We start from the raw sequence: 24,626 nt of genomic DNA on the forward strand, positions 1-24,626 counted from the left end.
CGCGAGCGCGCGGCGTGCCCCGGCACGAGTGGTCACCGACCGCGTGGACGATCGCGAGAGCGACCCAGGACGAGGAGTAGGCGTGAAGGGCAAGATTCTTTTCGTGGCAGGAGCCGCAGCCGGGTACGTGCTGGGAGCACGCGCCGGCCGCAAGCGGTACGAGCAGATCGCCTCGGCGGCAGGCCGCTTCTGGCGGACCCAGCCGGTGCAGGACGTCGCGGGCGCCGTCGGCGGTGCTGCGAAGACCCAGCTGAGCAGCGTCTCGGACAAGGCGTACGAGGTCGTGCGCTCGGTGGTCGTCAAGGCCGTGTCCGGCGGCAGGAAGGCCCAGGGAGCGAGCGACGCGGAGGCGTCGGCCGCCGCCCGCAAGGCGGCCTCGAAGGTCGATGAGGCCGCGGCGTCGGCCGGCTCCGGCGGGTCGACGACGTCCACCTCCACCAGCAGGGCCTAGTGCTCATCCCCCCGGCCGTGCCAGGCGCGCGCCGGCCGGCACGTCCCACCCTCGAGGAGCTCCCGTGGTGAACGAACGCAATCCCAAGAACGCCCGATCACTGGGAGAGCTGGTCAGCGACCTGCCCGGCCTCGTGATCGAGCTCGTCAAGGCCGAGGTCGCCTCGCTGAAGAACGAGCTGGCGGGCAAGGCGAAGAGCGCGGGTCTGGCCGTCGGCCTGTTCGCGGTTGCGGCCTTCCTCCTCCTGACCGCGTGGGCGACGCTGGTCGCCTTCGCGATCATCGGCATCGCCTCCTGGCTTCCGGCCTGGCTGTCGGCGCTGATCGTGACGGTCTTCTTCCTCCTGGTGGCCGTGATCCTCGCCCTCGTCGGCGTGCGCACCATCAAGAAGGCCGTGCCGCCGGTGCCGCAGGACTCGATCGACAGCATCAAGAAGGACGTCCAGGCGTTCAAGGGAGTGGGCAGCTATGACAACTGAGCGATCCGTCAGCAGCACCACGCCCCGCTTCGTCGACCCGGCGGAGCTGAAGCCCGGCCAGCTGAAGGCCGACATCGAGCGCGCCCGCTCCGAGCTCGCCGCGACCCTCGACGCGATCGAGTACAAGGTCAACGTGCCGCGCAAGGTGCGTACCGCCCAGCGGACGATCGAGCGCAAGCTCCAGGTCGTGCGCCGCCAGAACCCCTCCGCGCTGATCGCCGGAGCGGTCGGCGCCGCCGCCGCCGTGGGCCTCGTCGTCTGGGGCGTCGCGAAGCAGATCATCGAGGACTGAGTGCCGGAGGGCCCGGGGTGCTAGCGTCCCGGGCCCTCCGGCGCCAGAGCCCCCGCCGCTTTTGTGCATCGGCACGAGCGGAGGGATGATGGATCAATGACCGATCAGACCGCCGGCACGGCGGGTCCCGTTCAGTCCGCCCCCGACACGAGCGCCGCCGCTCCGGCGCCGCAGCCCCCCGCCGATCAGGATCACTCCGATCAGGCCCTGGGATACACGCTCTGGGCGGTTCTCCGCAGGGATCCCGCACGTCCGTTCACCCTCTCCAGCGACGCCGTGGATCCCGCGGTGAAGCAGTACGAGCACCTCGTCGCCCAGCTCGAGGGCGAGGGCGTGACCGTCCGCGGCACCTACGACGTCTCGGCCCTGCGCGCCGACGCCGACATCATGCTGTGGCTCACGGGCCCGGCGCCCGAGGAGCTGCAGCGGGCCTACCGCGAGCTGCGGCGCACGGAGCTGCTGGTCGGCCTCCTGCCGACGTGGAACGCGATGGGCGTGCACCGCGACGCCGAGTTCAGCTCGAACCACCTCCCCGCCTACATGCGCGGGAAGGCGCCGGCCCGCTGGCTCACGGTCTACCCCTTCGTCCGCTCCTACGAGTGGTACATCCTCCCGGAGGAGGAGCGCCGCGCGATGCTCGCCCAGCACGGGCGCCAGGGCTCGCGGTTCCGCTCCGTCCTGACCAACACGGTCGCCTCGTTCTCGCTCGGCGACTACGAGTGGATCCTCGCCCTCGAGGACGAGGAGCTCGTCAACCTCGTCGACCTCATGCGCGACCTGCGCGCCACCGAGGCCCGCCGCCACGTGCGCGAGGAAGTCCCCTTCTACACAGGACGGCGCATCGACGCCGACCAGATCGCCGAGGTGCTCCGATGAGCGACACGACCAGCGAGCCGATCCTCGTCCGCGGGGCCACCCCCGCGGCGGCGTCCGGCCCCGAGCACGTCGAGGTCCCCGTGGCGTACGACGCGATCCTCCTCGCCGGCTTCGGCGGGCCCGAGGGGCAGGACGACGTCATCCCGTTCCTCCGCAACGTCACCCGCGGCCGCGGCATCCCGGAGGAGCGCCTCGAGGAGGTCGCCCACCACTACCGCCACTTCGGCGGCGTCAGCCCGATCAACGCGCAGAACCGCGCGTTGAAGAAGGCGCTCGAGGCCGAGCTCGCGAACCGCGGCATCGACCTCCCCGTGCTCTGGGGCAACCGCAACTGGGCGCCCTACATGAGCGAGGCCGTCGCCGAGGCGAAGGAGCGCGGGTTCACCAACCTGCTCGCCATCGCCACCAGCGCGTACTCCTCCTTCTCGTCCTGCAGGCAGTACCGCGAGGACTACGCGGCGGCGCTCGACGCGACCGGCCTCGAGGGCGAGCTGCGGATCGACAAGGTGCGCCAGTTCTTCGACCACCCCGGCTTCGTCATGCCGTTCGTCAAGGCCGTCCACGACGGGCTCGACGAGCTGCGCGAGCGGATGCCCGACCTCGATGTCACGTCCGAGGTGGAGGTGCTGTTCTCGACGCACTCGATCCCCATGGCAGACGCCGAGCGCAGCGGACCCCACGAACGCCACGACGACGGCACCGTCGTCGACGTGCACGAGTTCGGACCGGGCGGTGCCTACGAGGCGCAGCACCTCGCCGTCGCCGAGGTCGTCATGGCCGCCGCCACGGACGAGGACGTGCCCTGGCAGCTGGTCTACCAGTCGCGCTCCGGCCCGCCCACCCAGCCCTGGCTCGAGCCGGACATCAACGACGCCATCGCGGAGCTGCCGGCCCGCGGCCGCCGCGCGCTGCTGATCGTCCCGCTCGGCTTCGTGTCCGACCACATGGAGGTCATGTGGGACCTCGACAACGAGGCCCTCGAGACCTCGGAGGAGCACGGACTCGTCGCGCTCCGCGTCGCGACCCCCGGCACGGACCCGGTCTACGTCTCCGGCCTGATCGACCTGGTCCTCGAGCGCGTCAACGGCGTGCCGACCGAGGACCGGCCCTCGATGACGGCGCTCGGCCCCTGGTACGACGTCTGCCGCCCCGGTTGCTGCGAGAACGTGCGAGCGGGGTTCAAGCCCGCCCTGGCGGGAGTCGCACCGTGATGAGGAGTCGTCTGTCGTGAGCATCAGAGTCGGCACCCGCGCGAGCGCGCTCGCGGTGGCGCAGACCCGGATGACGGCCGATCTGATGTCGGCCGCCGCGGGGGTCCCCGTGGAGCTGGTGCGCATCGAGTCGGACGGCGACCGCATGCGCGGCTCGCTCGCCTCCCTCGGCGGCACCGGCGTGTTCGTCAGCGCCCTGCGCGACGCGCTGCTCGCCGGGCGCTGCGATGCGATCGTGCACTCGCTGAAGGACCTGCCCACCGCTCCGGTGGAGGGCCTGCTGCTCGGAGCGGTCCCCGAGCGGGAGGACCCGCGCGACGCGCTCTGCGCCCGCGACGGGCTCACCCTGGCGACCCTGCCGGTCGGAGCCCGCGTGGGCACGGGCTCGCCCCGCCGGCGCGCGGCGCTGCTGGCCGCCCGTCCGGACCTCGAGATCGTGGACATCCGCGGCAACATCGACACCCGGCTCCGGAGGGTGCTGCCCGGCAGCGACTCGCCGCTGGACGCGATCGTGCTCGCCCTGTCCGGCCTGCGCCGCCTCGGCCGGGTCGACGCCATCACCGAGGTGCTCGGCTTCGACGTCTCCCCGCACGCCCCCGGTCAGGGAGCGCTGGCCATCGAGGTGCGCGACGAGGAGCCGTCGGAGGAGCTTCGCGCCGCTCTCGCAGCGGTCGAGCACGTGCCGACCCGCGCGGCGATCACGGCCGAGCGGTCGCTCCTCGCCTCCCTCGAGGCCGGGTGCGCCGCTCCGATCGGGGCCTCCGCGGTCGTCGAGGAGGACCGCGTCGTCCTGCACGGCGTGGTCTTCGCCGTCGACGGCGCGGCGTCCCTCGCACGGGAGGTCGCGGAGCCGGTCGATAACGGTTCGGTCGGCGGTGGTCGACACCGGGCGGATCCGCAGTATGGTGGTCGCGAACTGCCCGTCGTCGAAGCCGCGTTCCGTTGCGGCTCTCTGCTCGCTGACGCGCTTCTCGGTGCGGGTGCCGCCGAACTCGCACCCCTGGGAGCCCCTTCGTGATCGTCCCCGCCGCCTACTCCCAGTGGGAGAAGCCGTTGCAGGGGTGGCGCATCCTCGTCCCCCGCGGAGGCCCGTGGGGGGACGGTGTCGCCGCCGCTCTCCGAGCCAAGGGAGCCTCGCCCGTCGTCGCTCCGATGATCAACTTCGCGCCGACCGACGACTTCCCCGCGCTCGAGCAGGCCCTCGCCGACCTCGAGGCCGGCGCCTTCGACTGGATGACCGTCACGAGCGCCACCACGGTCGATGTCCTCTCCCTCCTGCGCACCACCGTGCCCGCGAGCACCAAGGTGGCGGCGGTCGGCGAGACCACGGCGGCCGCGCTCGTCGCCGCCGGGTACTCCGTCGACCTCGTCCCCTCCGAGGACAACTCCGCCCGCGGCCTCCTGGCCGAGTGGGAGGAGGCCACCGGCGGCCGACACCCCCTGCGCGTGCTGACGCTGCGGTCCGAGATCGCCAAGCCGCTGCTCACCGAGGGCCTCACCCGCATCGGGCACGACGTGCGCTCCGTGGTCGCCTACCGCACGGTCGGCGTCCCGGTGGAGGAGCGCGTCGTGGCGGATGTCGCCGGCGGAGCCGTGCACGCGATCCTCGTCACCTCGGGCAGCGTGGCGGAGCAGGTCCAGAAGCAGCTCGGCCCGGTGCCCGAGTCGATCCTCGTCGCCGCGATCGGCCCGCAGACCGCGAAGGACGCCCGCGCCTTCGGCCTGCGCGTCGACGTCGTCGCCGACGAGCGCTCGGCCTCCTCCCTCATCGACGCGGTCGCCGCCGTCGCCACGGAGCGCGCTCCCCGCTGAGCCGCCTCCCCGGCGCGACGTCGGCCGGGAGGGGCGGGCCTCGCCCCGCAGGCCAGGGATCCGCCTCTCGGCTGATGTCGTGCGTCCGGAGCACCTCCACGGGGTGAGGCGTCCGCGCTCCCGGGAGGTGCTCGGCGGGGCGGGATTACGCTGGAGGACATGACTGCCATCCGCCCGCGCCGCCTCCGCACGACCCCCGCACTCCGCCGTCTCGTCCAGGAGACGCGCATCCACCCGGCGCAGCTGATCCTGCCCCTCTTCGTGGCCGAGGGGACCACCGAGGCCCGGCCGATCGGGTCGATGCCGGGGGTGATGCACCACTCGCTGGACAGCGTCCGCGGAGCGGTGACGGAGGCGGCCGAGGCGGGGATCGGCGGTGTGATGCTGTTCGGCGTGCCGACCACGCGCGACGCGGTCGGCTCCGGTGCGACCGACCCCGACGGCGTGCTCAACGCCGCGACGCGGGTCGTCGTGGAGGAGGTCGGCGACGCGCTGGTCGTGCAGACCGACCTGTGCCTGGACGAGTTCACCGACCACGGCCACTGCGGTGTCCTCGACGACCGCGGGCGCGTCGACAACGACGCCACGCTCCTCCGCTACGAGGAGATGGCGCTCGCCCAGGCCGAGGCCGGCTCCCACCTGCTCGGGCTCTCGGGGATGATGGACGGCCAGGTCGGAGCGATCCGCGCCGCTCTCGACGGCGCCGGGCACCTGGACACCGCGATCCTCGCGTACTCGGCGAAGTACGCCTCCAGCTTCTACGGTCCGTTCCGCGAGGCCGTGCAGTCCACGCTCGAGGGCGATCGCCGCACCTACCAGCAGGACCCGGCGAACCGCCGCGAGGGCCTGCGCGAGGCGACCCTCGACCTCGCCGAGGGCGCCGACGTGGTGATGGTGAAGCCGGCCATGAGCTACCTCGACGTGCTCTCGGACGTCGCCTCCGTCTCGGACGTGCCGGTCTGGGCGTACCAGGTGTCGGGGGAGTACGCGATGATCGAGGCCGCCGCCGCGAACGGCTGGATCTCGCGCGAGCCGGCGATCCTGGAGTCGGTCACGGGGATCCTCCGCGCGGGGGCCGACGCGGTTCTCACCTACTGGGCCGTCGAGATCGCTCGCGACCTGCTGAGATAACCGCCTCCTCCTCCCGGGAGCGAGCCTCGGCATCTCGTCCGAAAGCGCCTCTCCGGCGCGAGGGCGCCGGGCGGCGCGCGTACCCTGGAGGGGTGACCACCTCGGCGAACGACACCCTGTACGAGCGTGCCCGGCACGCGATCCCCGGAGGCGTCAACTCGCCCGTCAGAGCGTTCCGCTCGGTCGGCGGGACCCCGCGCTTCATGGTCTCGGCCGCCGGCCCGTACATCACGGACGCGGACGGGCGCGAGTACGTCGACCTCGTCTGCTCCTGGGGCCCTGCCGTCCTCGGGCACGCGCACCCCGAGGTCGTCGCGGCCGTGCAGGAGGCGGCCGCCCGCGGTCTCTCGTTCGGCGCGTCCACTCCCGCCGAGACGGATCTCGCCGAGCTGGTCGAGGCGCGGATCACGGCCGGGGGAGTCTCGCCGATCGAGAAGCTCCGCCTGGTCTCCACCGGCACCGAGGCGACGATGACGGCGATCCGCCTCGCCCGCGGCGTCACCGGCCGCGACCTGCTGATCAAGTTCTCCGGCCACTACCACGGCCACTCCGACGGGCTGCTCGCCGATGCCGGCTCCGGTCTCGCGACCCTCTCGCTGCCCGCCTCCGCCGGCGTCACGGCCGCGACCGCGGCCCAGACGATCGTGCTGCCGTACAACGACCTCGAGGCGGTGCGCGCGGTCCTGGCCGAGCGTGGCGCCGACATCGCGGCGGTCATCACCGAGGCCGCGGCCGCCAACATGGGCGTGGTCGCTCCGGACCCGGGCTTCAACGCGGCCCTCGCCGAGCTCGTGCACGCGAACGGATCGCTGCTGATCATGGACGAGGTGCTGACCGGCTTCCGCGTGAGCGCCGGCGGCTGGTGGGGGCTCGAGAACCGCGGCGCCGAGGCTCCGTACCGGGCCGACCTCTACACCTTCGGCAAGGTCATCGGCGGAGGGATGCCGGTCGCGGCTCTCGGCGGCCGTGCGGACGTCATGGATCACCTGGCGCCGCTCGGGCCGGTGTACCAGGCGGGCACCCTCTCCGGGAACCCGGTCGCGGTGGCCGCGGGCATCCGGACGCTGCAGCTGGCCGACGACGCGGTCTACGCCTCGCTGGACGCCACGGCGCTGACTCTCCAGCGCGAGGTGTCGGCGGCGCTGACGGCCGAGGGCGTCGCGCACACGGTGCAGACGGCCGGGAGCCTCTTCAGCTTCATGTTCACGGACCTGGGCCGGCCGGTGCGCGACTACGCCGAGGTCCAGGCGCAGGAGTCGTTCCGCTACCCGGCGTTCTTCCACGCGATGCTCGATGCGGGCGTCTCGCTGCCGCCGTCGGTGTACGAGGCCTGGTTCGTCTCGGCCGCGCACGACGACGCGGCGATCGGGCGCATCGTGGACGCGCTGCCGGCGGCGGCGAAGGCCGCGGCGGCCGCCCGGGCGTAGGCTCCGGGGCCACCCGCGGATCAGGCGGGGGGCCCGCCGCACCGGATCTCCGGGCGGCGGACGTCCCGCGCGCCCGGCCGCCGGCGTGCGGCGACCGGGCAGGGGCCCTCAGCCCCGGCGCGAGACCGACTTCGGCAGAACGAACACCAGCGCGAAAGCGGCGACCGCCATCAGGGTGCTCAGGAGCATCGCGGGAGCCGCGGCGTCGAGGAAGCCCGAGGCGACCGTGTCCGGACCCGTGATGACGAGGCTCCCGAACAGCACGCTGCCGATGACCGCGATGCCCACGGCCGAGCCGATGCGCTGGATCGCCGAGATCACGCCGCTCGCCGCGCCCGCGTCCTGCGGGTCGACGGTCGAGACGATGAACTGCACGTTCGGGGCGATGAAGAAGCCGTTGCCGAGGCCCGCGATCAGCAGCGGCGGCAGGAGCTGCCAGTTGCTGATCGAGTCCGGGGTCGCGGTCAGCAGCACCAGCCAGACCCAGCCGAGCCCGACGGCGAGCAGTCCGCTGCCCATCACCAGGACGTTGCGCCCCAGGCGCGCGGTCATCCGGTTGCTCTGCGAGGAGCTGATGATGCTGCCGATCGCGAAGGGGATCGACACCAGGCCCGACTCGAGCGCGGTGTGGCCGAGGCCCGACTGCCAGAGCAGCGAGATGGTGAAGAAGATGCTCGTGAAGGCCGCGAAGTAGACCAGCGCGAGGATCACGCCTCCGGTGAAGGCCGGGTGGCGGAACAGCGACGGCGGCACCAGGGGAGCGCGGCCGCGGCGGACGTGGAGGACCTCCCAGGCGCCGAACGCGGCGAGGAGCAGGACTCCGCCGGCGATCGAGAGGAAGGTCCACAGCGGCCACCCCTCGTCCTCGCCCTGGATGAGCGGGACGAGCAGGGCGACCAGGCCGCCGGAGACGAGCACGAGGCCGAGCCAGTCGACGCCTCCGCTCGGGGCGCGGTCGCCGGCCTCGAGGTCGCGGCGGGCGGGGAGGAGGACCGCGGCGGCGATCAGGGTCGCGACGCCGATGGGCAGGTTCACCCAGAAGACCAGGCGCCAGCCGTTCTCGTCGCCGAAGGCCTGGATGATCAGGCCGCCGATGATCGGGCCGAGCGCCGACGAGACGCCGAGGACCGCGCCCATCACCGCGAAGGCCTTGCCGCGCGAGGGGCCGCGGAAGAGGAGCTGGATGTAGGCGTTGACCGCCGGGACGAAGACGCCGCCCGCCAGGCCCTGCACGATGCGGGCGATGACGAGCTGGGTGTCGTCCGCGGCCAGTCCGCACGCGAAGCTGGCGACGGTGAAGAGGGCGATGCCGCTGACGAAGACCCACTTGTGCCCGAAGCGGTCGCCGAGGCGGCCGGCGGGGATGAGGGCGAGGCCGAACGCGAGGGCGTAGCCGGAGATGATCCAGGAGAGCGTCGACTCGGAGGCGTCGAGCGTGGTGCGGATGGTGGGCAGCGCCACGTTCACGATCGTCGTGTCGAGCAGGGCGATGAACATGCCCGCGAGCAGGACGATCAGCGAGCGCCAGGCGCGCTTGTCGGGGGTGGGAGGGGCGCCGGTCGATCGGGCGGTCGACGTCTCGGTCATCGCAGGAGTGCCTTTCGAGCAGGGGGGGGAGGGGGTGGTCCGTCAGACCTGTTCGAGGGACGCGACCGGGTGTGAATGCTCGCAGGAGAAACCGGGTTTCCGCACGCCGGGATCTGTGGGGGCCTTCAGGCGGAGGGCGCGCCGCAGGCTCGCCTCGCGGGGCGTCAGCGGATGCGCGACTCCGCCAGACGGGCGCAGTCGATGCAGAGCTCGGCCGTGGGCCGGGCGGCGAGGCGGGCGGCCCCGATCGGGCGGCCGCACGAGGCGCAGTCCCCGTAGCCGCCGGTGCCGAGGCGGGCGCGAGCGGCGTCGAGCTCGCGCGCCGTGCGGGCGAGAGCGTCGCGGACTCCGGCCATCCGCGACCACTCGGCCGAGAGCGGCGTGCCCTCCGGGTCGTGCTCGTCATCGGCGGTGCCGTCGGCACGGTCGCGCAGGAGCTCGGCCAGCGAGGCCTCGAGCCGGGCCGCCTCGTCGCGCGTCTCGGCCTGCCGCTCGGCCAGCAGCGCGTCGAGGAGGCGCGCCTCGTCCGGACCCATCGGCATCCGACCATGCTGCCACCCACGCGAGCGGCGGGGCATCGTTGTGCGATCCGGCGCTGACCCGGCGGCGGGCGGCGGGGCAGACTAGAGGCATGCCCGTCGTGACCGTGCTCCCCGACCGCCTCGAACTCCGCCTCACCGCGGCCGAGCGACTGCTCGCGTTCCACCGCAGCGACGTCGTCGTCGACCGGTCGAGCATCCGCTCGGCGACGGTCACCGAGGACCCCTGGATCTGGGTCCGGGGCATCCGCGCGCCGGGCACCGCGGTGCCGCTCACGCTCGCGGCCGGCACGTGGAAGTTCCACGGCGGCAAGGACTTCCTGCTGATCAAGCGCACCGCCTCGGCCGTCGTGATCGACCTGGTCGACGAGGACTACTCCCGCCTGATCGTGAGCACCAAGCACGCTCCCGAGCTGATCGCGGCCCTCCAGCTGGGGACGACGACCGCGGCGATCCCCGTGATCGAGACCGACGACCTCGTGATCGTCCCCGAGGTCGCCGAGCAGGCGGAGCGGGCACAGGCGGCCGCCGCGGAGAAGCGCGCGAAGACGAAGGCGAAGGCGGCGGAGGCCGCGGCCGTGGCCGTGGCCGCGGAAGCGGCGGGTCCGGCGACGGTGGTCGAGGGTCAGGAGGCGGCGAGCGGCGGGAGCGCGGCGGCCGCGGCGACCGCGGCTCCGGAGGCGGACGGCGCCGCGGAGGACGTCGCGGCGCCGACGGAGTCAGCAGCGGGGGCCGCTCCGAAGAGCCCGAAGGCCACGCCGAAGGCCGCTCCGAAGACGAGTGCTCGGACCGCCGCGAGCACGCCGGCCGGGTCCGGGGGTTCCGCGCCCGTGGACGTCATCGGCTCCGAGCCGATCGATTCCGCAGCCCCGGTGAAGCCCGCGGAGCCGAAGCCCGCGGAGCCGAAGCCCGCCGAGCCGAAGCCCGCGGAGCCGAAGCCCGCGGAGCCGAAGTCCGCGGGATCGAAGCCCGCCGAGCCGAAGCCCGCCGGATCCGAGTCCGCCGAGCCCGCCCCCGCGAAGCCGGCTCCGGCCGCGAAGCCCGCGCCGAAGCCCCGCACGCCGGCGAAGCCCCGCGCCGCGCGCCCCGACTCCTCCGTCGGTCACGCGTCGGCCGAGCCGAGCGGCGCCACCGAGGCTGCGGAGTAGCGCACCGCCGCACGAGCAGCCGCCCCGCAGCGCCGGCCGGGGCGCCCCCTCCTCCACGCTCGAGGCGGGCGGACGCCCTCCGGCGACGCCGTGCACTCAGGCGCGGACGTCCACCAGCGTCCGACCGTGCGAGCGGCCGGCGAGCACGTCCTCGGCCGCGTCGACCGCCCCGCCGAGCGGCACCGTCGTCGTCAGCTCGTCGAGCAGCTCCAGGTCGAGGTCGTGGGCGAGGCGGCGCCAGGCCTCCTCGCGGAGCTTGCGCGGCGCCTCCACCGAGTTGATGCCGGCCAGCGTCACTCCGCGCAGGATGAACGGCATCACGCTCACAGGCAGGTCCGGGCCCTGCGCGAGACCGCACGCCGCCACGGTGCCGCCCCACCGCGTCTGCGCGAGGGCGTTCGCGAGCGTGTGCGAGCCGGCGGAGTCCACCGCTCCCGCCCAGCGCTCGGACTGCAGCGGCTTCCCGCCCTCCTGCAGCTCGGCGCGGTCGATGACGTCGGAGGCGCCCAAGCGCTGGAGCAGAGCGCCGTGCTCGCCGAGCCGGCCGGTCGAGGCGACGACCTCGTGGCCGAGGCGCGCCAGGAGCGCGACGGCGAGCGACCCCACGCCTCCCGAGGCCCCCGTCACCAGGACGGGACCGCTGCCCGGCCGCACGCCGTGCCGCTCGAGCGCCAGCACGGCCAGCATCGCCGTGAAGCCCGCGGTGCCGATCGCTCCGGCCCGTGCCGCCGAGATGGCGCCGGGCAGCCGGAGCAGCGACGCGGAGTCGACACGCGCCCGCTCGGCGAGCCCGCCGTCGTGGCGCTCGCCGAGGCCGGCGCCGTTGAGCACCACCCGGTCGCCGGAGTCGAAGCGCTCGCCCGCCTCGCCGTCCGCGTACTCCACGGTGCCGACCAGGTCGATGCCGGCGACGAGCGGGGTGCGGCGAACGATCCCGGGCCGCCCCGCCAGCGCCAGGGCGTCCTTGTAGTTGACGCTCGAGTACTCGACGGCGATCGACACGTCGCCGTGCGAGCGGTCGGGATCGTCCCGCTCGAGGAGGCGGGCTCGGTTGGGGGTGTCGGTGTCGGAGTCGGAGTGCCGCTCGACGACGATGGCTCGGTACATGGGCCCACGCTACGCCCGCGGGCCCGCGGCCGGGCGGTCAGTTCAGGGGCCGGGTGCCCTCGGGGAGCGATCCGCCGGAGTAGAGGGCGGAGGCCGCGTCCTGGAGCGCCGTCAGGGCGACGCGCTGCGTCCACGGACCGTAGGAGACGCGGGCCAGCCCGAGCTCCTCGAAGCGGGCGGGGGACTGCGATCCGGAGACGCCGATGACGCTGACGCGCTGCCGCCCGAGGGCGGCGACGAGGGACTCCAGCTCGGCGTCCTGGAGCAGCCCGGGGACGAAGAAGCAGGTGGCGCCGGCGTCGAGGTAGGCGCGGCCGCGCTCGACGGCGTCGGCCAGGACCTCGCCGCGGTCGCGGTCGCCGTGGCGGAGGAGCACATCCGTGCGGGCGTTGAGCGCGAAGGGCACCGCCTCCTCCTCGGCCGCGGCGACGGCCTTCTCGACCGCTCGCAGCGCCTCCGGGAGCGGCTTCGCCTGGTCCTCGAGGTTCGCGCCCACGACGCCGATCCCGATCGCGCGGCGGACCGTCTCGCCGGCGTCGCCGTAGCCCGCCTCGAGGTCGGCCGAGACCGGGACCTCGACGGCGGCGACGATGCGCTCGATCATGCCCAGGTGCAGCTCCAGCGGGATCCGCTCGCCGTCCTCGTAGCCGAACGCCGCCGCGATGGAGTGGCTGGCGGTCGCGAGCGCCCGGGTCTCCGGGAGCGCGGCGACCGTGGTCGCGCTGATCACGTCCCAGACGTTCACCACCTGCAGCAGCTCGGGGGCGGTGTGGAGGTCGACGAGGGTGCGCCCGCGCGCTTCGATGCTCATGGCACGAGCGTAGGGCCCGCGTGCGCGGCGCAGGCCGCCGCATCGCAGTCGGCGCAGACCACGAGCTGGGCGCGGCAGGAGAGGTCGGTGCAGTTGCGCATCCGGCTGGTCGGCGCGGCGCACGAGGTGCAGCGGCCCAGCACCTCGGCGTCGGGGGAGAAGGAGACGGAGCCGCGGCCGTCGAAGACGTACAGGGCCCCCTTCCACAGACCGCGGTCGCGCCGCGCCTCGGCGTAGCGGACGACGCCTCCGTCGAGCTGGTACACCTCGCCGAAGCCGCGCGCCGTCATCAGGCTCGACAGCACCTCGCAGCGGATGCCGCCGGTGCAGTACGTGACCACGGGCCGGCCCTTGAGGTGGTCGTAGACGCCGGCGTCGAGCTGCTCGACGAACTCGCGGGTGCTGGAGACCCCCGGCACGATCGCCCCCTCGAACCTGCCGATCTCGGCTTCGAAGGCGTTGCGGCCGTCGAAGAGCACCACGTCGTCGCGCTCGGCGACGAGGGCGTCCAGCTGGTCCGGGTCGAGCCGCGGAGCCGTCCCGACGACCCCGTCGGCGTCGACCCGCAGCTCGTCGGGCGCGCCGAACGAGACGATCTCGTCGCGCACCTTCACCGAGAGACCGGGGAAGTCGAGGCTGCGGCCGTCGTCGTCGAGGCCGGAGCCGTCGCTCCACTTCACCTCGAGTCCGTGGAATGCCGAGTGCTCACGGGTGCGGCGGACGTAGCGCTTCAGGGCGTCCATCCCGCCGCCCAGCGTGCCGTTCACCCCGTGCTCCGAGATCAGCAGGCGCCCGCGCAGGCCCAGCGACTCGCACAGCTCGCGCTGCCACAGCCGCACGGACTCGGGGTCGGCCAGCGGCACGAAGCGGTAGAACAGCAGGATCTTCGGCAGCACCGGCACATCCTACGAGGACGTCCGGACCGGGGCGCGGCGTGTGGCAGCATCGTCGGGTGCCCGACGCCTCCGCCCCCGTGCCGCACTCCCGCCTCGAGGACGTCTTCGGTCTCGTCACCGGTGCGTTCGTCGTGTCGCTCGGCCTCTACCTGCTGCGCGCGAGCCAGGCGGTCACGGGCGGCACCGCGGGTCTCGCACTGCTGCTGGGGTACCCGCTCGACATCCCGTTCGGCGTGATCCTCGTCACGGTCAACGTGCCGTTCCTCGCCCTCTCGCTGTGGAAGAAGGGCTGGCGCTTCACGCTGCGGACCATGTTCTCGATCGTGCTGGTCTCGGTCCTGGCGGGCCTGCACCCGCTGGCGTTCGGCGAGCTGCGGATCGAGCCCGTCTACGGCGTCCTCACGGGCGACGTGCTCGCGGGGATCGGCCTCCTGATCCTCTTCCGGCACGGGTCGAGCCTGGGCGGATTCAGCATCGTCGCCCTGATCGCGCAGGAGCGGCTCGGCTGGCGGGCGGGCTACGTGATGATGGCGCTCGACGCGTGCGTGGTCGCGGCCGCGCTGCTGGTGGTGCCTCCGCTGAACGTGCTGATCTCGGCGGCGGGAGTGGTGGTGCTCAACCTGGTCCTGGCGTTCAACCACCGGCCCGGGCGCTATCTCGGGTCCTGACCCCCTCCGCAAGCCCTTCGGCGCGCACCGCCGGGTTCCTAGGCTGAGGGCGCGGGCCCCCGCCCGCCCTTCCCGAACGGAGAAACCGGATGTCCGACTGGACCTACGACCCCTACGCCCGCCTCGGCGAGGTGCCGACCTTCGCGCTCGAGAGCGACGACATCGCCGACGGTGCGCCCCTGTCCGCCCGCCACTACGGCGAGGGCTCCGGCGGCGAGGACGTCTCGCCGCACCTGCGCTGGTCGGGAGCCCCCGCCGAGACGAAGAGCTTCGCCGTGACGGTGTTCGACCCCGACGCGCCCACCGGCTCCGGCTTCTGGCACTGGGCCGTCTACAACCTCCCGGCCGACACCACGGAGCTCCCGACGGGAGCCGGAGCCGCCGGCTTCGAGCTGCTCCCGGCGGGCGCGCAGACGCTGCCCAACGAGATGCGGCTGCGCCAGTTCGTCGGAGCGGCGCCGCCGGACCGCGAGCACCGCTACTTCTTCGTGGTGCACGCCCTCGATGTCGAGTCGCTCGACCTCGACCCGGAGTCGACGCCGGCGATCCTCGGCTTCAACGCGCACTTCCACACCCTAGCGCGGGCGCAGATCGTCGCCACGGCGACGCCGGACGGCGCGAAGGACTGACCGCTCCGCGGGGAGCGCGCGCTACCCGAAGAGGGTGCGCGCCTCCTCGTAGCGGGCGTCCGGCACCGTCTTGAGGGTGCCGAGCGCCTCGGCGAAGGCCACGTGGTAGATGTCGGTGCCGCGCAGGGCGACCATGCGGCCCCAGTGCTCGGCGACGACGGAGTCGATGGCGGCCATGCCCAGGCGGGTTGCGAGGACGCGGTCGAACGCGGTGGGCGTGCCTCCGCGCTGGATGTGGCCGAGCGTGGTGGCGCGGGTCTCGATGCCGGTGCGCTCCTCGATGAGCGGAGCCAGCAGCTCGCCGATGCCGCCGAGGCGGGGCCGGCCGAAGGCGTCGAGGCCGCGCTCGGAGTGGGCGTCGTCCATCGTGTCGAGCGAGAAGCCCTCGGCGACCACGACGAGCGGTGCGCGCCCGCGGTCCTGCGCGCTCTGCACCCACTCGACGATCTGGTCGAGGGAGGTGCGCTTCTCCGGGATGAGGATGACGTGGGCGCCCGCGGCCATGCCGGAGTGCAGGGCGATCCAGCCGACGTGGCGGCCCATGACCTCGGCGACCATGCAGCGGCCGTGCGAGTCGCCGGTGGTGCGGAGGCGGTCCATCGCGTCGGTCGCGATGCCGACGGCCGTGTCGAAGCCGAAGGTGTAGTCGGTGGCGCCGAGGTCGTTGTCGATGGTCTTCGGGACGCCGACGATCTTGAGGCCCGCGTCCGTGAGGCGCTTGGCCGCGGCCAGGGTGCCCTCGCCGCCGATCGCGATGATCGAGTCGATGCCGTTGCGGTCCATCATCTCGGCGATCTTCTCGGGGCCGCCGTTCTCGCCCTCGAAGGGGTTCGTCCGGCTGGTGCCGATGATCGTGCCGCCCTGCTTGGCGATGCCCTGGATCTCGGGGCGGCCCAGGGGCAGGAGGTCGCCGTCGACCACTCCGCGCCAGCCGTTCCGGAAGCCCACGAACTCCTGGTCGTAGACCTTGATGCCCTTGTAGACGGCACCGCGGATGACGGCGTTGAGGCCGGGGCAGTCGCCACCGGAGGTCAGGATCCCGATCTTCACCCGCTCAGGTTAGAGGACCCGGTGAACGGATGTGCACGCGGACGACGACGGGCCCCTCCTCGCCGCCTCGAGGAAGGGCCCGTCGTCGTGCTCTGTGCTGGTGGGACTAGGTCGTGACGAGCTCGCCGTTGACGCCGCGGGGGAAGAATCCGCCGGTGCGCGTGCCGGCCGCGGGGTTCAGGTACACGATGTTGAGGACCTGGCCCGGGGTGCGGCTGAACGCGATGGAGCTGCCGTCGGTCGGGACGATGTTCGCCTGGCCGTTGACCTTGACGCCCTGGTCGAGGTCGGTCTTGCCGTCGAGGCTGTCGCGCGCGTCGGAGAGCTTGTTCGCCGAGTCGGACAGGTCGGCGGCGTAGATCGCCGAGCGGATCGCGCCCGCGTGGTACGCCTCCACCGCGAGGATGCCGGCGGCCGCGTCGAGGTAGGTCTTCGACTGGATGAGCGGGGCGGCGCCCTTGTAGGCGGTCACTCCCACGTCCTCGAAGACGAAGGCGCCGAGCAGGAAGTTCGACTCGCTCGCGAACGGGTCGAACGACTGACCGGCCTTGATCAGCCCCGCCGCAACGGCGGCGGAGTTGAAGCTGTCCTTCAGGTTGATCGCCGGGCGGGCCACCTTCGCGGTGCCCAGCGCGGCCCGCAGGAACTGCACGTGGGCCTTCTCGTCGTTCGCGACCTCGGTGGCGAAGCTCTTCAGCCACGGGGTCTTGAAGTCGACGGGGCGGCCGCCGATGACGCCGCCGGGCGTGCCCTTGCCGGTCACGTCCGAGCCGCCGAGGCCGGTGCCGTAGACGGCGCGGAGGTAGAACTCGGCCTCGAGGTACTCGAGGTTGAGGGCGAAGTTGAGGATCGAGGCGTCGCTGGGGCCGCTGGCAGCGACCTCCTCGGCGGAGGCGGTGGGCGCGGCGAGGGCCGCGGCTCCGATGCCGAGGCCGGCGACGCCGGTGGCCTCGAAGAAGCGGCGACGGTCGAGAGCGGTCTCAGAGCTCTTGACGATCGCGTTGCGGATGAAGGTCGTGTCGAACATGTGCGCATCTCCAGTGATAGGCGGGTGCCGGGCGGCTGGAGCGCCGCCGCGACAGCGCGAAGCTACGCCCGGGATCGACCTGCTGACCAGTGGAAACGGGCGATCGGATCCGCGCATGTGTTCACGCCGTCTGAACCAATCCGCCGGGCGTGTCGCTCCGAACACGTCGTGGATGGGGGTTCTGTGGAGGAGCGTCCGATCCGGTGTCGGAGCCGCCGGTTACCATCACTGCGTGTCGATCCCCGCCCCTGCTCCGGAGCCCGCCTGGGCGACGGTCTACGCGCCGGCGGAGCCGGTGAGCCTCGCGCTCACCCTCCGCACGCTGCTGCGGGGCTCGGGCGACCCGACCATGCTCCTCGACGCGTCCGGCTTCTGGCGGGCGTTCCGCACGCCGCTCGGCCCGGGCACCCTGCATCTGCGGCAGGCGGTGGACGGCGCGGTCCACGCGCGCGCCTGGGGCGGGGGAGCGGAGTGGCTGATCGACGCGGTCCCCGAGCTCCTCGGCCACGGCGACGACTGGAGCGGGCTCGACCTGTCGGCCCACGCGCCGCTCGCCGAGGTGCTCCGCCGCTCGTCGGGCCTGCGCCTCACGCGCGCGAACCTGGTGTTCGAGATGCTCGCGCCGTCGGTCCTCGAGCAGAAGGTCACGAGCACGGAGGCGTGGCGCGCCTACCGGGTGCTGGTGCGCCTCCACGGGGAGCCCGCCCCGGGGCCGGTCGCTCTGCACGTGGCTCCGAGCGCGCAGCAGTGGCGGCGCGTGCCCTCGTGGGACTGGCACCGCGCGGGAGTGGATCCGCGGCGCTCGCGGACCGTCCTCACCGCCGCGCTTGTCGCCTCCGGCCTCGAGCGGACCCTCGCGCTCGGGCGGGGCGGCGACGAGGTCGCCCGCCGGCTGCAGTCGGTGCCGGGGATCGGGCCGTGGACGGCGTCCGAGGTGATGATGCGCGCCCACGGAGATCCGGACGCGGTCAGCGTGGGCGACTACCACCTGGCCGCGGCCGTCGGCTTCGCGCTCACGGGCCGGCTCGGGGTCGACGACGACGGCATGCTCGAGCTCCTCGAGCCGTGGCGCGGGCACCGGCAGCGGGTCATCCGGCTGATCGGCTGCAGCGGAGCGAGGAAGCCGCGGCACGGCCCGCGGATGACCATCCAGGACCACCGCCGGCACTGATCCGCTCCTCCACAGGGGCGGCTCGCGGGCGAGTCGGCGCGACCACCGCGTCACGCCGCGTCCGGGCGGCGGGTCGGGCTTAGCCTCGGAGGATGCAGCAGTCGACGACCCCAGGTGTGCCCGGCAGCGACCCGGAGCGCGAGCCCGACGACGCGGCCGTGCGGAGCGGGGTCGACGCGACGATCGGTGGTCGGACGCCGGAGGGCGGCACGGGGTCGGACGACGAGGTCGAGGCAGGTGAGGCGCGCGACTCCGTGAGCGGGGCCGAGGTCGTGCCGGCGCCGGAGTCCGCGTCCGAGGACGTGGCCGAGCCTCAGGACGCGCAGGAGTCCGACGCTGAGGACGAGCCCGTGCGCGAGTCCGAGATCCAGGACGAGGACGAGGTCGTGCGCGACGCTCAGGACGAGGCCGTGAGCGAGCCCGATGCCGAGGACGAGGTCGTGCGCGACGCTGAGGACGAGGTCCTGCGCGGGCCCGACGCCGCGTCGGAGTCGGAGCACGCCGCGCCCGCCGCCGCCGAGCCCGAGGTCGACGACCGCCCGATGATCGAGCGCGTCGAGTCCCTGGTCCGCCGCTGGATCGCGCGCAGCGGCGAGTTCCCGGTCGAGCCCGCCGCCCAGCGGCTCGCGGGCGTGCTCCAGGACCCGAACGGACTCGACTTCACCGTCGGGTTCGTCGACGGCGTCGCCCGGCCCGAGGACCTCTCGGTCGCGGCCGAGAACCTCGCGGCGCTCACCGCGAAGACGCCCGCCTTCCTCCCCTCCTACCTGCGCGCCGCGATCAGCACCGGCGGCGCCGTCGGCCCCGTGCTGCCCTGGGTGGTCGTGCCCGCGGCCCGCCGGGTCCTCCGCCGCCTCGTCGGGCACCTCGTGGTCGACGCCTCGGAGGCGCGTCTCGGTGCGGCCGTCGCCGCGCTGCGCGAGGGCGGCGACCGGCTCAACCTCAACCTCCTCGGCGAGGCCGTGCTCGGCGAGCGCGAGGCCCGCCGCCGCCTCGAGGGGACCCTCCGCCTGCTCGAGCGGCCGGACGTCGACTACGTCAGCGTCAAGGTCTCGAGCGTCGTCAGCCAGCTGTCGATGTGGGCCTTCGAGGAGGAGGTCGACCGCGTCGTGGAGCGTCTCACCCCGCTCTACCAGGCCGCCGCGTCCGGAGCCGACCCCACCTTCATCAACCTCGACATGGAGGAGTACCGCGACCTCGACCTGACGGTCGCCGTGTTCCGGCGCCTCCTCGAGCAGCCGGGCATGCTCGACCTCGAGGCGGGCATCGTCCTGCAGGCCTACCTGCCCGACTCCGTCCGCGTGCTCGACGAGCTGACCGGGTGGGCGCAGGAGCGCCGGGCCCGCGGCGGAGCCCCGATCAAGGTGCGCGTCGTGAAGGGCGCGAACCTCGCGATGGAGCGGGTCGACGCGGCCCTGCACGACTGGCCGCTCGCGACGGTCGGCAGCAAGGTGGAGGCCGACACGAACTACAAGCGCCTGCTCGACCGGGCACTGCGGCCGGAGCGCGTCGACGCGGTGCGCGTGGGCGTCGCCGGGCACAACCTCTTCGACCTCGCCTGGGCGTGGCTCACGGCGACCGAGCGCGGGGTGACCGGCGCGGTCGAGATCGAGATGCTGCTCGGGATGGCGACCGGGCAGGCGCGCGCCGTCCGCGAGGACGTGGGACGCCTCCTCCTCTACACGCCCGTCGTGCACCCGCACGAGTTCGACGTGGCCATCTCGTACCTCATCCGCCGGCTCGAGGAGAACAGCAGCCCCGAGAACTTCCTCTCGGCCGCGTTCCGCCTCGACGACGAGGAGGTGCTGCAGCGGGAGCTCGGCCGCTTCCGCGCCTCGCTCGAGGCCCTCGACGACTCCGTCCCGCCGCCGAACCGCACGCAGGACCGCCTGCGGGAGTGGTCCTCCGGCTCCGGCCGCCGCCTCGTGCAGGAGCACGCCCGCGCCGGCGAGCGGGCGCAGGACCCGGCCGCCGCGGGCCTGACGCAGGCCGTCCTCGGCCTCAGCCGCGGCTCCGGTGCCGCCGCCGCGACCGCGGGCTTCCACAACGAGCCCGACACCGACCCCGCCCTCCCCGGCAACCGCCGCTGGGCGCGCCTGATCACCGAGCGCATCGCCGGCTCGACCATCGGAGCGGGCACGGCCGACGCCGCGCGCGTGAGCACCGAGGCGGAGCTCCAGGAGGTGCTGCGCGCGGTGTCCCGCCGCGCGGAGCGCTGGGGCGAGCGCCTGGGCTACGACCGAGCGGCCGTGCTCGACCGCGCCGGCCTCGTCCTCGCCGCGAACCGCGACCGCCTGATCGAGGTGATGGCCTCCGAGACCGGCAAGACGATCGCCGAGGCCGACCCCGAGGTCTCCGAGGCCATCGACTTCGCCCACTACTACGCCACCCGCGCCCGCGAGCTCGACGCCGTCACCGGGGCCACCTTCGTCCCCGCGCGGGTCACCGTCGTCGCTCCGCCGTGGAACTTCCCGGTCGCCATCCCGGCCGGATCGATCCTCGCGGCGCTCGCCGCCGGCTCCGGAGTCGTGGTGAAGCCGGCGCCCCAGGCCCGCCGCTCGGCGGCTGTGCTCGTCGAGGCGCTCTGGGACGCGGGCGTCCCGCAGGAGCTCCTCGCCCTGGTCGACCTCGACGAGGAGGAGCTGGGACGGGCGCTGATCACCGACCCCCTCGTGGACCGCGTGCTGCTCACCGGCTCCTACGAGACCGCCCGCCTCTTCCGCTCCTGGCGGCCCGGCCTCGCACTGCAGGCCGAGACCAGCGGCAAGAACGCGATCATCGTCACTCCCCACGCCGACTACGACCTCGCCGTCGCCGACATCGTCCGCAGCGCCTTCGGGCACGCCGGCCAGAAGTGCTCCGCCGCCTCCCTGGTGATCTTGGTCGGCTCGGTCGCCCGCTCCAAGCGCTTCCGCGCCCAGCTGGTCGACGCCGTCACGTCGCTCCGCGTCGGCCGGCCCGACGACCCGTCGGCGGTGATGGGGCCGCTCATCGAGGAGCCCACCGGCAAGCTCCTGCACGCGCTCACCACGCTGGGCGGAGGCGAGTCGTGGCTCGTCGAGCCGCAGCGGCTCGACGAGAGCGGCACGCTCTGGTCGCCCGGGATCCGCGAGGGCGTCACCGAGGACAGCTACGTCCACCTCACCGAGTTCTTCGGCCCGGTGCTCGGGATCATGCACGCGGCGACCCTCGAGGACGCCGTCCGGATGCAGAACGGCACCGAGTACGGGCTCACGGCCGGGCTCCACTCCCTGCACGCCGACGAGCTCGCCCTCTGGATCGACTCGGTCGAGGCGGGCAACCTCTACGTCAACCGGGGCATCACCGGAGCCATCGTCCGGCGCCAGCCCTTCGGCGGCTGGAAGCGCTCGTCCGTCGGCGGCGGCGCGAAGGCGGGCGGACCCAACCACCTCATCGGCCTCGGCTCCTGGAAGCCCTCGCCCGCGCGCTCCTCCTCGACGCTGCACCTGCGCGGCCTCGACGACCGCGCGCGCCAGTTCATCGAGGCGGCCCAGTCCTCGCTCCGGTTCGAGCAGTTCGACCTGCTCCGCCGCTCCGCCCTCTCCGACCAGCTCGCCTGGGCGACCGAGTTCGGCGTCGTCACCGACATCTCGAAGGTCGGCGTCGAGCGGAACCTGTTCCGCTACCTCCGCGTGCCGATCGCGCTGCGCCTGGCCGACGGCGGCGACCTCGGAGAGCTCCTCCGCGTCATCGCCGCGGGCCTGCTGACCCGCTCCCGGATGGACATCTCCACGTCCCTCCCGCTCCCGCCGCGGGTCCAGGAGATGCTCGGCGGCGACGAGCTCGCCGAGATGGCGGGCCTCGTCCCGCGCATCGTCGTCGAGACCGACGCCCAGTGGCTCGAGCGCGCCGCGGCCGGCCGCATCACGGCGCCGCGCATCCGCATCATCGGCGACATCGTCTCCGACCGCGTCGACGGCTATGCGGGCCCGCAGGCCCCCGGCAGCCCGACGCACGGACAGCAGGCCGTCGTCCGCCGATCGTCCGACTCGACCGGCTCCTTCACCGACGTCGTCGCCGGCATGACCCGCGGCAGCACGGGCACGCCGGTCCCGCTCACCCGCGCCGACGGATCCCGCGTCCCCCTCGCGACCGCCCTCGCCGAAGCCCTCGGCGGCGCCCTCGACACCGCCGTCTACGCCGACCCGGTCACCCCCGCCGGCCGCGTCGAACTGCTGCCCTTCCTCCGCGAGCAGGCGATCTCGATCACGAACCACCGCTTCGGCAACCCGATCGATCTGAGCGACGACGTGCTGTAGTCGATTCCACGCCCGTCCCTGACGGGCGTGGCGCGGTCGGCTTCTCGACGGGGTGCGTTCTGAGGAGCGGGGGGCGTTCGGCTACAGCGATCCGCTGGTACGCGGATCGCTGGTTCGCCTCGGTGGCGGTGCTCGCGGGGATGGTGTGGATCGTGTGTGGCGCGGTCGGCTTCGTGACGGGGCGCGTTCTGCAGGGCGGGGTGCGTTCGGCTGCAGCGATCCGCTGGTACGCGGATCGCTGGTTCGCCTCGTGGGCGGTGCTCGCGGGGATGGTGTGGATCGAGTGTGGCGCGGTCGGCTTCGCGACGGGGTGCGTTCTGAGGAGCGGGGTGCGTACGGCTGCAGCGATCCGCTGGTATGCGGATCGCTGGTTCGCCTCGGGGGTGGTGCTCGCGACTGGTTCGGAACGCGGGTCGCGAGGGCCGACGGAGGGACTTACTTGTCGCGGCAAGTAGTGGGTAGGGTGGGGGGATGAGTGCGCCCGAGACACGCTGGCTGACGCCCGATCAGCTCGACGCCTGGCTGCGCTTCATCGCGGTCGTGGAACTGCTGCCTGGCGCCCTCGACACGCAGCTGCAGCGCGACGCGGGACTCACGCACTTCGAGTACCTGACGCTGGCGATGCTGTCCGAGGCGCCCGACCGCGCCCTCCGGATGACCACGCTCGCCGCCCGCACCAACGCGACCCTGCCCCGGCTCTCGCACGTGGTGACCCGCCTCGTCGCCCGCGGCTACCTCGAGCGCCGCCCCTGCGCCTCCGACGGCCGCGCCACGAACGCGGTGCTCACCGACGCCGGCCTCCAGAAGATCGTCGACACGGCGCCCGGTCACGTCGCGACCGTGCTGGCCGACGTCATCGATCCGCTCGACGCCGACCAGATCCCGCAGCTGGCCGACATCATGTCGCGCATGCTCGCCCGGCTCGACCCCGAGGGCAGGATGACGGTCGACGCCGTGCGCTCCTCGCTCGGAGACCCCGACACCCGCTCCTGCTGAGCGCGCCGACCCCTCACTCCCGGGGCGGACCGGCCTCGGCCGCGGCCGGATCCGTGTACAGGGACTCCCGGACGTGGCCGTCAGGGTCCTCGAGGCCGCGCGCCCGCATGGAGCCGAGGTCCTGCACCGCGACCGGCTCGGCGCCGCCGGAGGCCGGCCCGTTCCCGACCTCCTCCCGACTGCCGACGCTCACCGCGAAGAGGCCCTGCACCTGGGAGCGCGCGTCGACGATCTCCTTCGACCTGGAGGTCGAGAAGGAGGGGTGCGGGAGGAGCATCGCGGACACGTGCTCGGAGGCGACGGAGCAGGCGGCGTCGCCGCTGAACAGAGGATTCAGGGCTGAAAAGGAGATCCAGGGTCCGGCCGAGCGCCGGGGAGAACGCCCTCGAGCGCTCCGGATCCGTGAACGGAAGGTCGACGAGGATCGAGTCGACGGCCCTCCGCGTCCGTACGGCGATCGGCCGCGCGACACGCGGGAGTCCGTGCCATCATCGCCTCGTGCAGTTCACCGCGACGCTCTTCCAGATCGGCAACAACACCGGCATCGAGGTGCCGCCCGAGGTCCTCGAGGCACTCGGCGGCGGCAAGCGTCCCGCCGTCGCGGTGACGGTGAACGGCTACCGCTTCACCAGCACGGTCGGAGCGATGGGCGGACGCGCGCTCATCCCGTTCTCGGCCGAGAAGCGCCGCGAGACGCAGCTCGCCGGCGGTGACGCGATCGACGTCGTGATCGAGCTCGACACCGCGCCGCGCGAGGTCGTCGTGCCGGAGGACCTGGCGTCCGCGCTGGCCTCGGCGGGCGCTGCGGAGCGCTTCGCCGCGCTCTCGCCCAGCGCGCGGAAGGCCCACGTCACGTCTGTCGAGGGCGCGAAGGCCGCCGAGACGAGGGCGCGCCGCGTCGCCTCGATCGTCGCGGCGCTCGCCGGCTGACGGGCGCGCCACGGTCCGTGACGCGACCTCCCCGCCGGATAGGCTGCCTCCGGCGCCCCACGGCGGAGCGCCCTGGAAGCGGAGTCGGGGGACTTGATGGGTGCGGTTC

General features: G+C 73.5%; 24 protein-coding genes. 16 read left to right on the forward strand and 8 right to left on the reverse strand.

Going from position 1 to position 24,626, the window contains the following annotated elements; genetic code table 11:
- The first annotated feature begins 103 nt into the window (after positions 1 to 103).
- From C5C36_RS04935 to hemL, 9 genes are all read left to right on the forward strand, one after another.
- Positions 104 to 451: a YtxH domain-containing protein gene (locus C5C36_RS04935; RefSeq protein WP_146076886.1), complete on the forward strand. Its 348-nt coding sequence runs from the start codon at positions 104 to 106 to the stop codon at positions 449 to 451.
- A 67-nt stretch (positions 452 to 518) separates the two neighbouring features.
- On the forward strand, positions 519 to 929 hold the full coding sequence (locus tag C5C36_RS04940) for a phage holin family protein (RefSeq protein ID WP_244229489.1): 411 nt from the start codon (positions 519 to 521) through the stop codon (positions 927 to 929).
- Complete coding sequence (locus tag C5C36_RS04945) at positions 919 to 1,221, forward strand: DUF3618 domain-containing protein (protein WP_104222879.1); 303 nt, start codon at positions 919 to 921, stop codon at positions 1,219 to 1,221. Before C5C36_RS04940 ends, C5C36_RS04945 begins: the two co-directional genes overlap by 11 nt.
- Before the next feature lie 96 nt (positions 1,222 to 1,317).
- Positions 1,318 to 2,097: a hydrogen peroxide-dependent heme synthase gene (gene hemQ / locus C5C36_RS04950; RefSeq protein WP_104233087.1), complete on the forward strand. Its 780-nt coding sequence runs from the start codon at positions 1,318 to 1,320 to the stop codon at positions 2,095 to 2,097.
- On the forward strand, positions 2,094 to 3,308 hold the full coding sequence (locus tag C5C36_RS04955) for a ferrochelatase (RefSeq protein ID WP_104226143.1): 1,215 nt from the start codon (positions 2,094 to 2,096) through the stop codon (positions 3,306 to 3,308). The genes hemQ and C5C36_RS04955 overlap by 4 nt, the downstream gene beginning before the upstream one ends.
- A gap of 16 nt (positions 3,309 to 3,324) precedes the next feature.
- Positions 3,325 to 4,326, forward strand: a complete 1,002-nt coding sequence (gene hemC, locus C5C36_RS04960) for a hydroxymethylbilane synthase (RefSeq protein ID WP_104273548.1) — start codon at positions 3,325 to 3,327, stop codon at positions 4,324 to 4,326.
- Positions 4,326 to 5,120 (forward strand): uroporphyrinogen-III synthase, encoded by a 795-nt coding sequence (locus C5C36_RS04965; protein ID WP_104222950.1) that lies wholly within the window; start codon positions 4,326 to 4,328, stop codon positions 5,118 to 5,120. Before hemC ends, C5C36_RS04965 begins: the two co-directional genes overlap by 1 nt.
- Positions 5,121 to 5,279: 159 nt before the next feature.
- Positions 5,280 to 6,251: a porphobilinogen synthase gene (gene hemB / locus C5C36_RS04970; RefSeq protein ID WP_104287844.1), complete on the forward strand. Its 972-nt coding sequence runs from the start codon at positions 5,280 to 5,282 to the stop codon at positions 6,249 to 6,251.
- A gap of 92 nt (positions 6,252 to 6,343) precedes the next feature.
- Positions 6,344 to 7,678, forward strand: coding sequence for a glutamate-1-semialdehyde 2,1-aminomutase (gene hemL / locus C5C36_RS04975; protein WP_104246920.1), 1,335 nt, complete (start codon positions 6,344 to 6,346; stop codon positions 7,676 to 7,678).
- A 108-nt stretch (positions 7,679 to 7,786) separates the two neighbouring features.
- Here hemL and C5C36_RS04980 read toward each other — a convergent pair whose 3' ends face one another.
- Positions 7,787 to 9,265, reverse strand: coding sequence for an MFS transporter (locus C5C36_RS04980; RefSeq protein ID WP_104309358.1), 1,479 nt, complete (start codon positions 9,263 to 9,265; stop codon positions 7,787 to 7,789).
- Between the two features lie 164 nt (positions 9,266 to 9,429).
- Entirely contained in the window at positions 9,430 to 9,807 is a 378-nt protein-coding gene (locus C5C36_RS04985; RefSeq protein WP_258072197.1) for a TraR/DksA C4-type zinc finger protein, read from the reverse strand.
- 89 nt (positions 9,808 to 9,896) lie between these two features.
- On the opposite strand from C5C36_RS04985, the gene C5C36_RS17995 reads away from it, so the two are divergent.
- A complete protein-coding gene (locus tag C5C36_RS17995) occupies positions 9,897 to 10,952 on the forward strand; it encodes a hypothetical protein (protein WP_258072198.1) in 1,056 nt (351 codons plus the stop codon).
- 96 nt (positions 10,953 to 11,048) lie between these two features.
- Here C5C36_RS17995 and C5C36_RS04995 read toward each other — a convergent pair whose 3' ends face one another.
- The 3 genes from C5C36_RS04995 to C5C36_RS05005 are packed head-to-tail and all read right to left on the reverse strand — an operon-like array spanning position 11,049 to position 13,766.
- Complete coding sequence (locus C5C36_RS04995) at positions 11,049 to 12,059, reverse strand: MDR family oxidoreductase (protein ID WP_104249899.1); 1,011 nt, start codon at positions 12,057 to 12,059, stop codon at positions 11,049 to 11,051.
- 37 nt (positions 12,060 to 12,096) lie between these two features.
- Positions 12,097 to 12,870 (reverse strand): isocitrate lyase/phosphoenolpyruvate mutase family protein, encoded by a 774-nt coding sequence (locus C5C36_RS05000; RefSeq protein WP_104309360.1) that lies wholly within the window; start codon positions 12,868 to 12,870, stop codon positions 12,097 to 12,099.
- On the reverse strand, positions 12,867 to 13,766 hold the full coding sequence (locus tag C5C36_RS05005) for a rhodanese-related sulfurtransferase (protein ID WP_104222869.1): 900 nt from the start codon (positions 13,764 to 13,766) through the stop codon (positions 12,867 to 12,869). Before C5C36_RS05005 ends, C5C36_RS05000 begins: the two co-directional genes overlap by 4 nt.
- Before the next feature lie 56 nt (positions 13,767 to 13,822).
- Between C5C36_RS05005 and C5C36_RS05010 the strand changes: the two genes are divergently transcribed.
- Together C5C36_RS05010 and C5C36_RS05015 are read left to right on the forward strand one after the other, a co-directional pair.
- Positions 13,823 to 14,434 carry a YitT family protein gene (locus C5C36_RS05010; protein ID WP_244230588.1) on the forward strand — a complete coding sequence of 204 codons (612 nt, stop codon included), beginning with the start codon at positions 13,823 to 13,825 and terminating at the stop codon, positions 14,432 to 14,434.
- An 89-nt stretch (positions 14,435 to 14,523) separates the two neighbouring features.
- Positions 14,524 to 15,063 (forward strand): YbhB/YbcL family Raf kinase inhibitor-like protein, encoded by a 540-nt coding sequence (locus C5C36_RS05015; RefSeq protein WP_104249897.1) that lies wholly within the window; start codon positions 14,524 to 14,526, stop codon positions 15,061 to 15,063.
- A gap of 21 nt (positions 15,064 to 15,084) precedes the next feature.
- Here C5C36_RS05015 and C5C36_RS05020 read toward each other — a convergent pair whose 3' ends face one another.
- Both C5C36_RS05020 and C5C36_RS05025 read right to left on the reverse strand, forming a co-directional pair.
- Complete coding sequence (locus tag C5C36_RS05020; protein ID WP_104246916.1) at positions 15,085 to 16,113, reverse strand: 6-phosphofructokinase; 1,029 nt, start codon at positions 16,111 to 16,113, stop codon at positions 15,085 to 15,087.
- A gap of 106 nt (positions 16,114 to 16,219) precedes the next feature.
- Positions 16,220 to 17,140 (reverse strand): ferritin-like domain-containing protein, encoded by a 921-nt coding sequence (locus C5C36_RS05025; RefSeq protein ID WP_104222865.1) that lies wholly within the window; start codon positions 17,138 to 17,140, stop codon positions 16,220 to 16,222.
- Positions 17,141 to 17,372: 232 nt separating this feature from the next.
- Here C5C36_RS05025 and C5C36_RS05030 point away from each other — a divergent pair, with 232 nt between their 5' ends.
- The 3 genes from C5C36_RS05030 (at position 17,373) to C5C36_RS05045 (ending at position 23,587) form a co-directional block, all read left to right on the forward strand.
- Positions 17,373 to 18,311 (forward strand): DNA-3-methyladenine glycosylase, encoded by a 939-nt coding sequence (locus tag C5C36_RS05030; RefSeq protein WP_258063215.1) that lies wholly within the window; start codon positions 17,373 to 17,375, stop codon positions 18,309 to 18,311.
- 542 nt (positions 18,312 to 18,853) lie between these two features.
- Positions 18,854 to 22,591 (forward strand): proline dehydrogenase family protein, encoded by a 3,738-nt coding sequence (locus C5C36_RS05035; protein ID WP_104260431.1) that lies wholly within the window; start codon positions 18,854 to 18,856, stop codon positions 22,589 to 22,591.
- Between the two features lie 471 nt (positions 22,592 to 23,062).
- Positions 23,063 to 23,587, forward strand: a complete 525-nt coding sequence (locus tag C5C36_RS05045; protein WP_104246915.1) for a MarR family winged helix-turn-helix transcriptional regulator — start codon at positions 23,063 to 23,065, stop codon at positions 23,585 to 23,587.
- Between the two features lie 13 nt (positions 23,588 to 23,600).
- Here the strand turns inward: C5C36_RS05045 and C5C36_RS05050 are convergent, their stop codons facing one another.
- The gene (locus tag C5C36_RS05050) at positions 23,601 to 23,873 is read right to left on the reverse strand and encodes a VOC family protein (protein WP_219814883.1); all 273 of its coding nucleotides are present in this window, start codon (positions 23,871 to 23,873) and stop codon (positions 23,601 to 23,603) included.
- Positions 23,874 to 24,085: 212 nt separating this feature from the next.
- Here C5C36_RS05050 and C5C36_RS05055 point away from each other — a divergent pair, with 212 nt between their 5' ends.
- On the forward strand, positions 24,086 to 24,517 hold the full coding sequence (locus C5C36_RS05055; protein ID WP_104246913.1) for a YdeI/OmpD-associated family protein: 432 nt from the start codon (positions 24,086 to 24,088) through the stop codon (positions 24,515 to 24,517).
- Positions 24,518 to 24,626 lie beyond the last annotated feature (109 nt).

The sequence above is a fragment of the Rathayibacter sp. AY1G1 genome (assembly GCF_002932095.1).
GTDB lineage: Bacteria > Actinomycetota > Actinomycetes > Actinomycetales > Microbacteriaceae > Rathayibacter.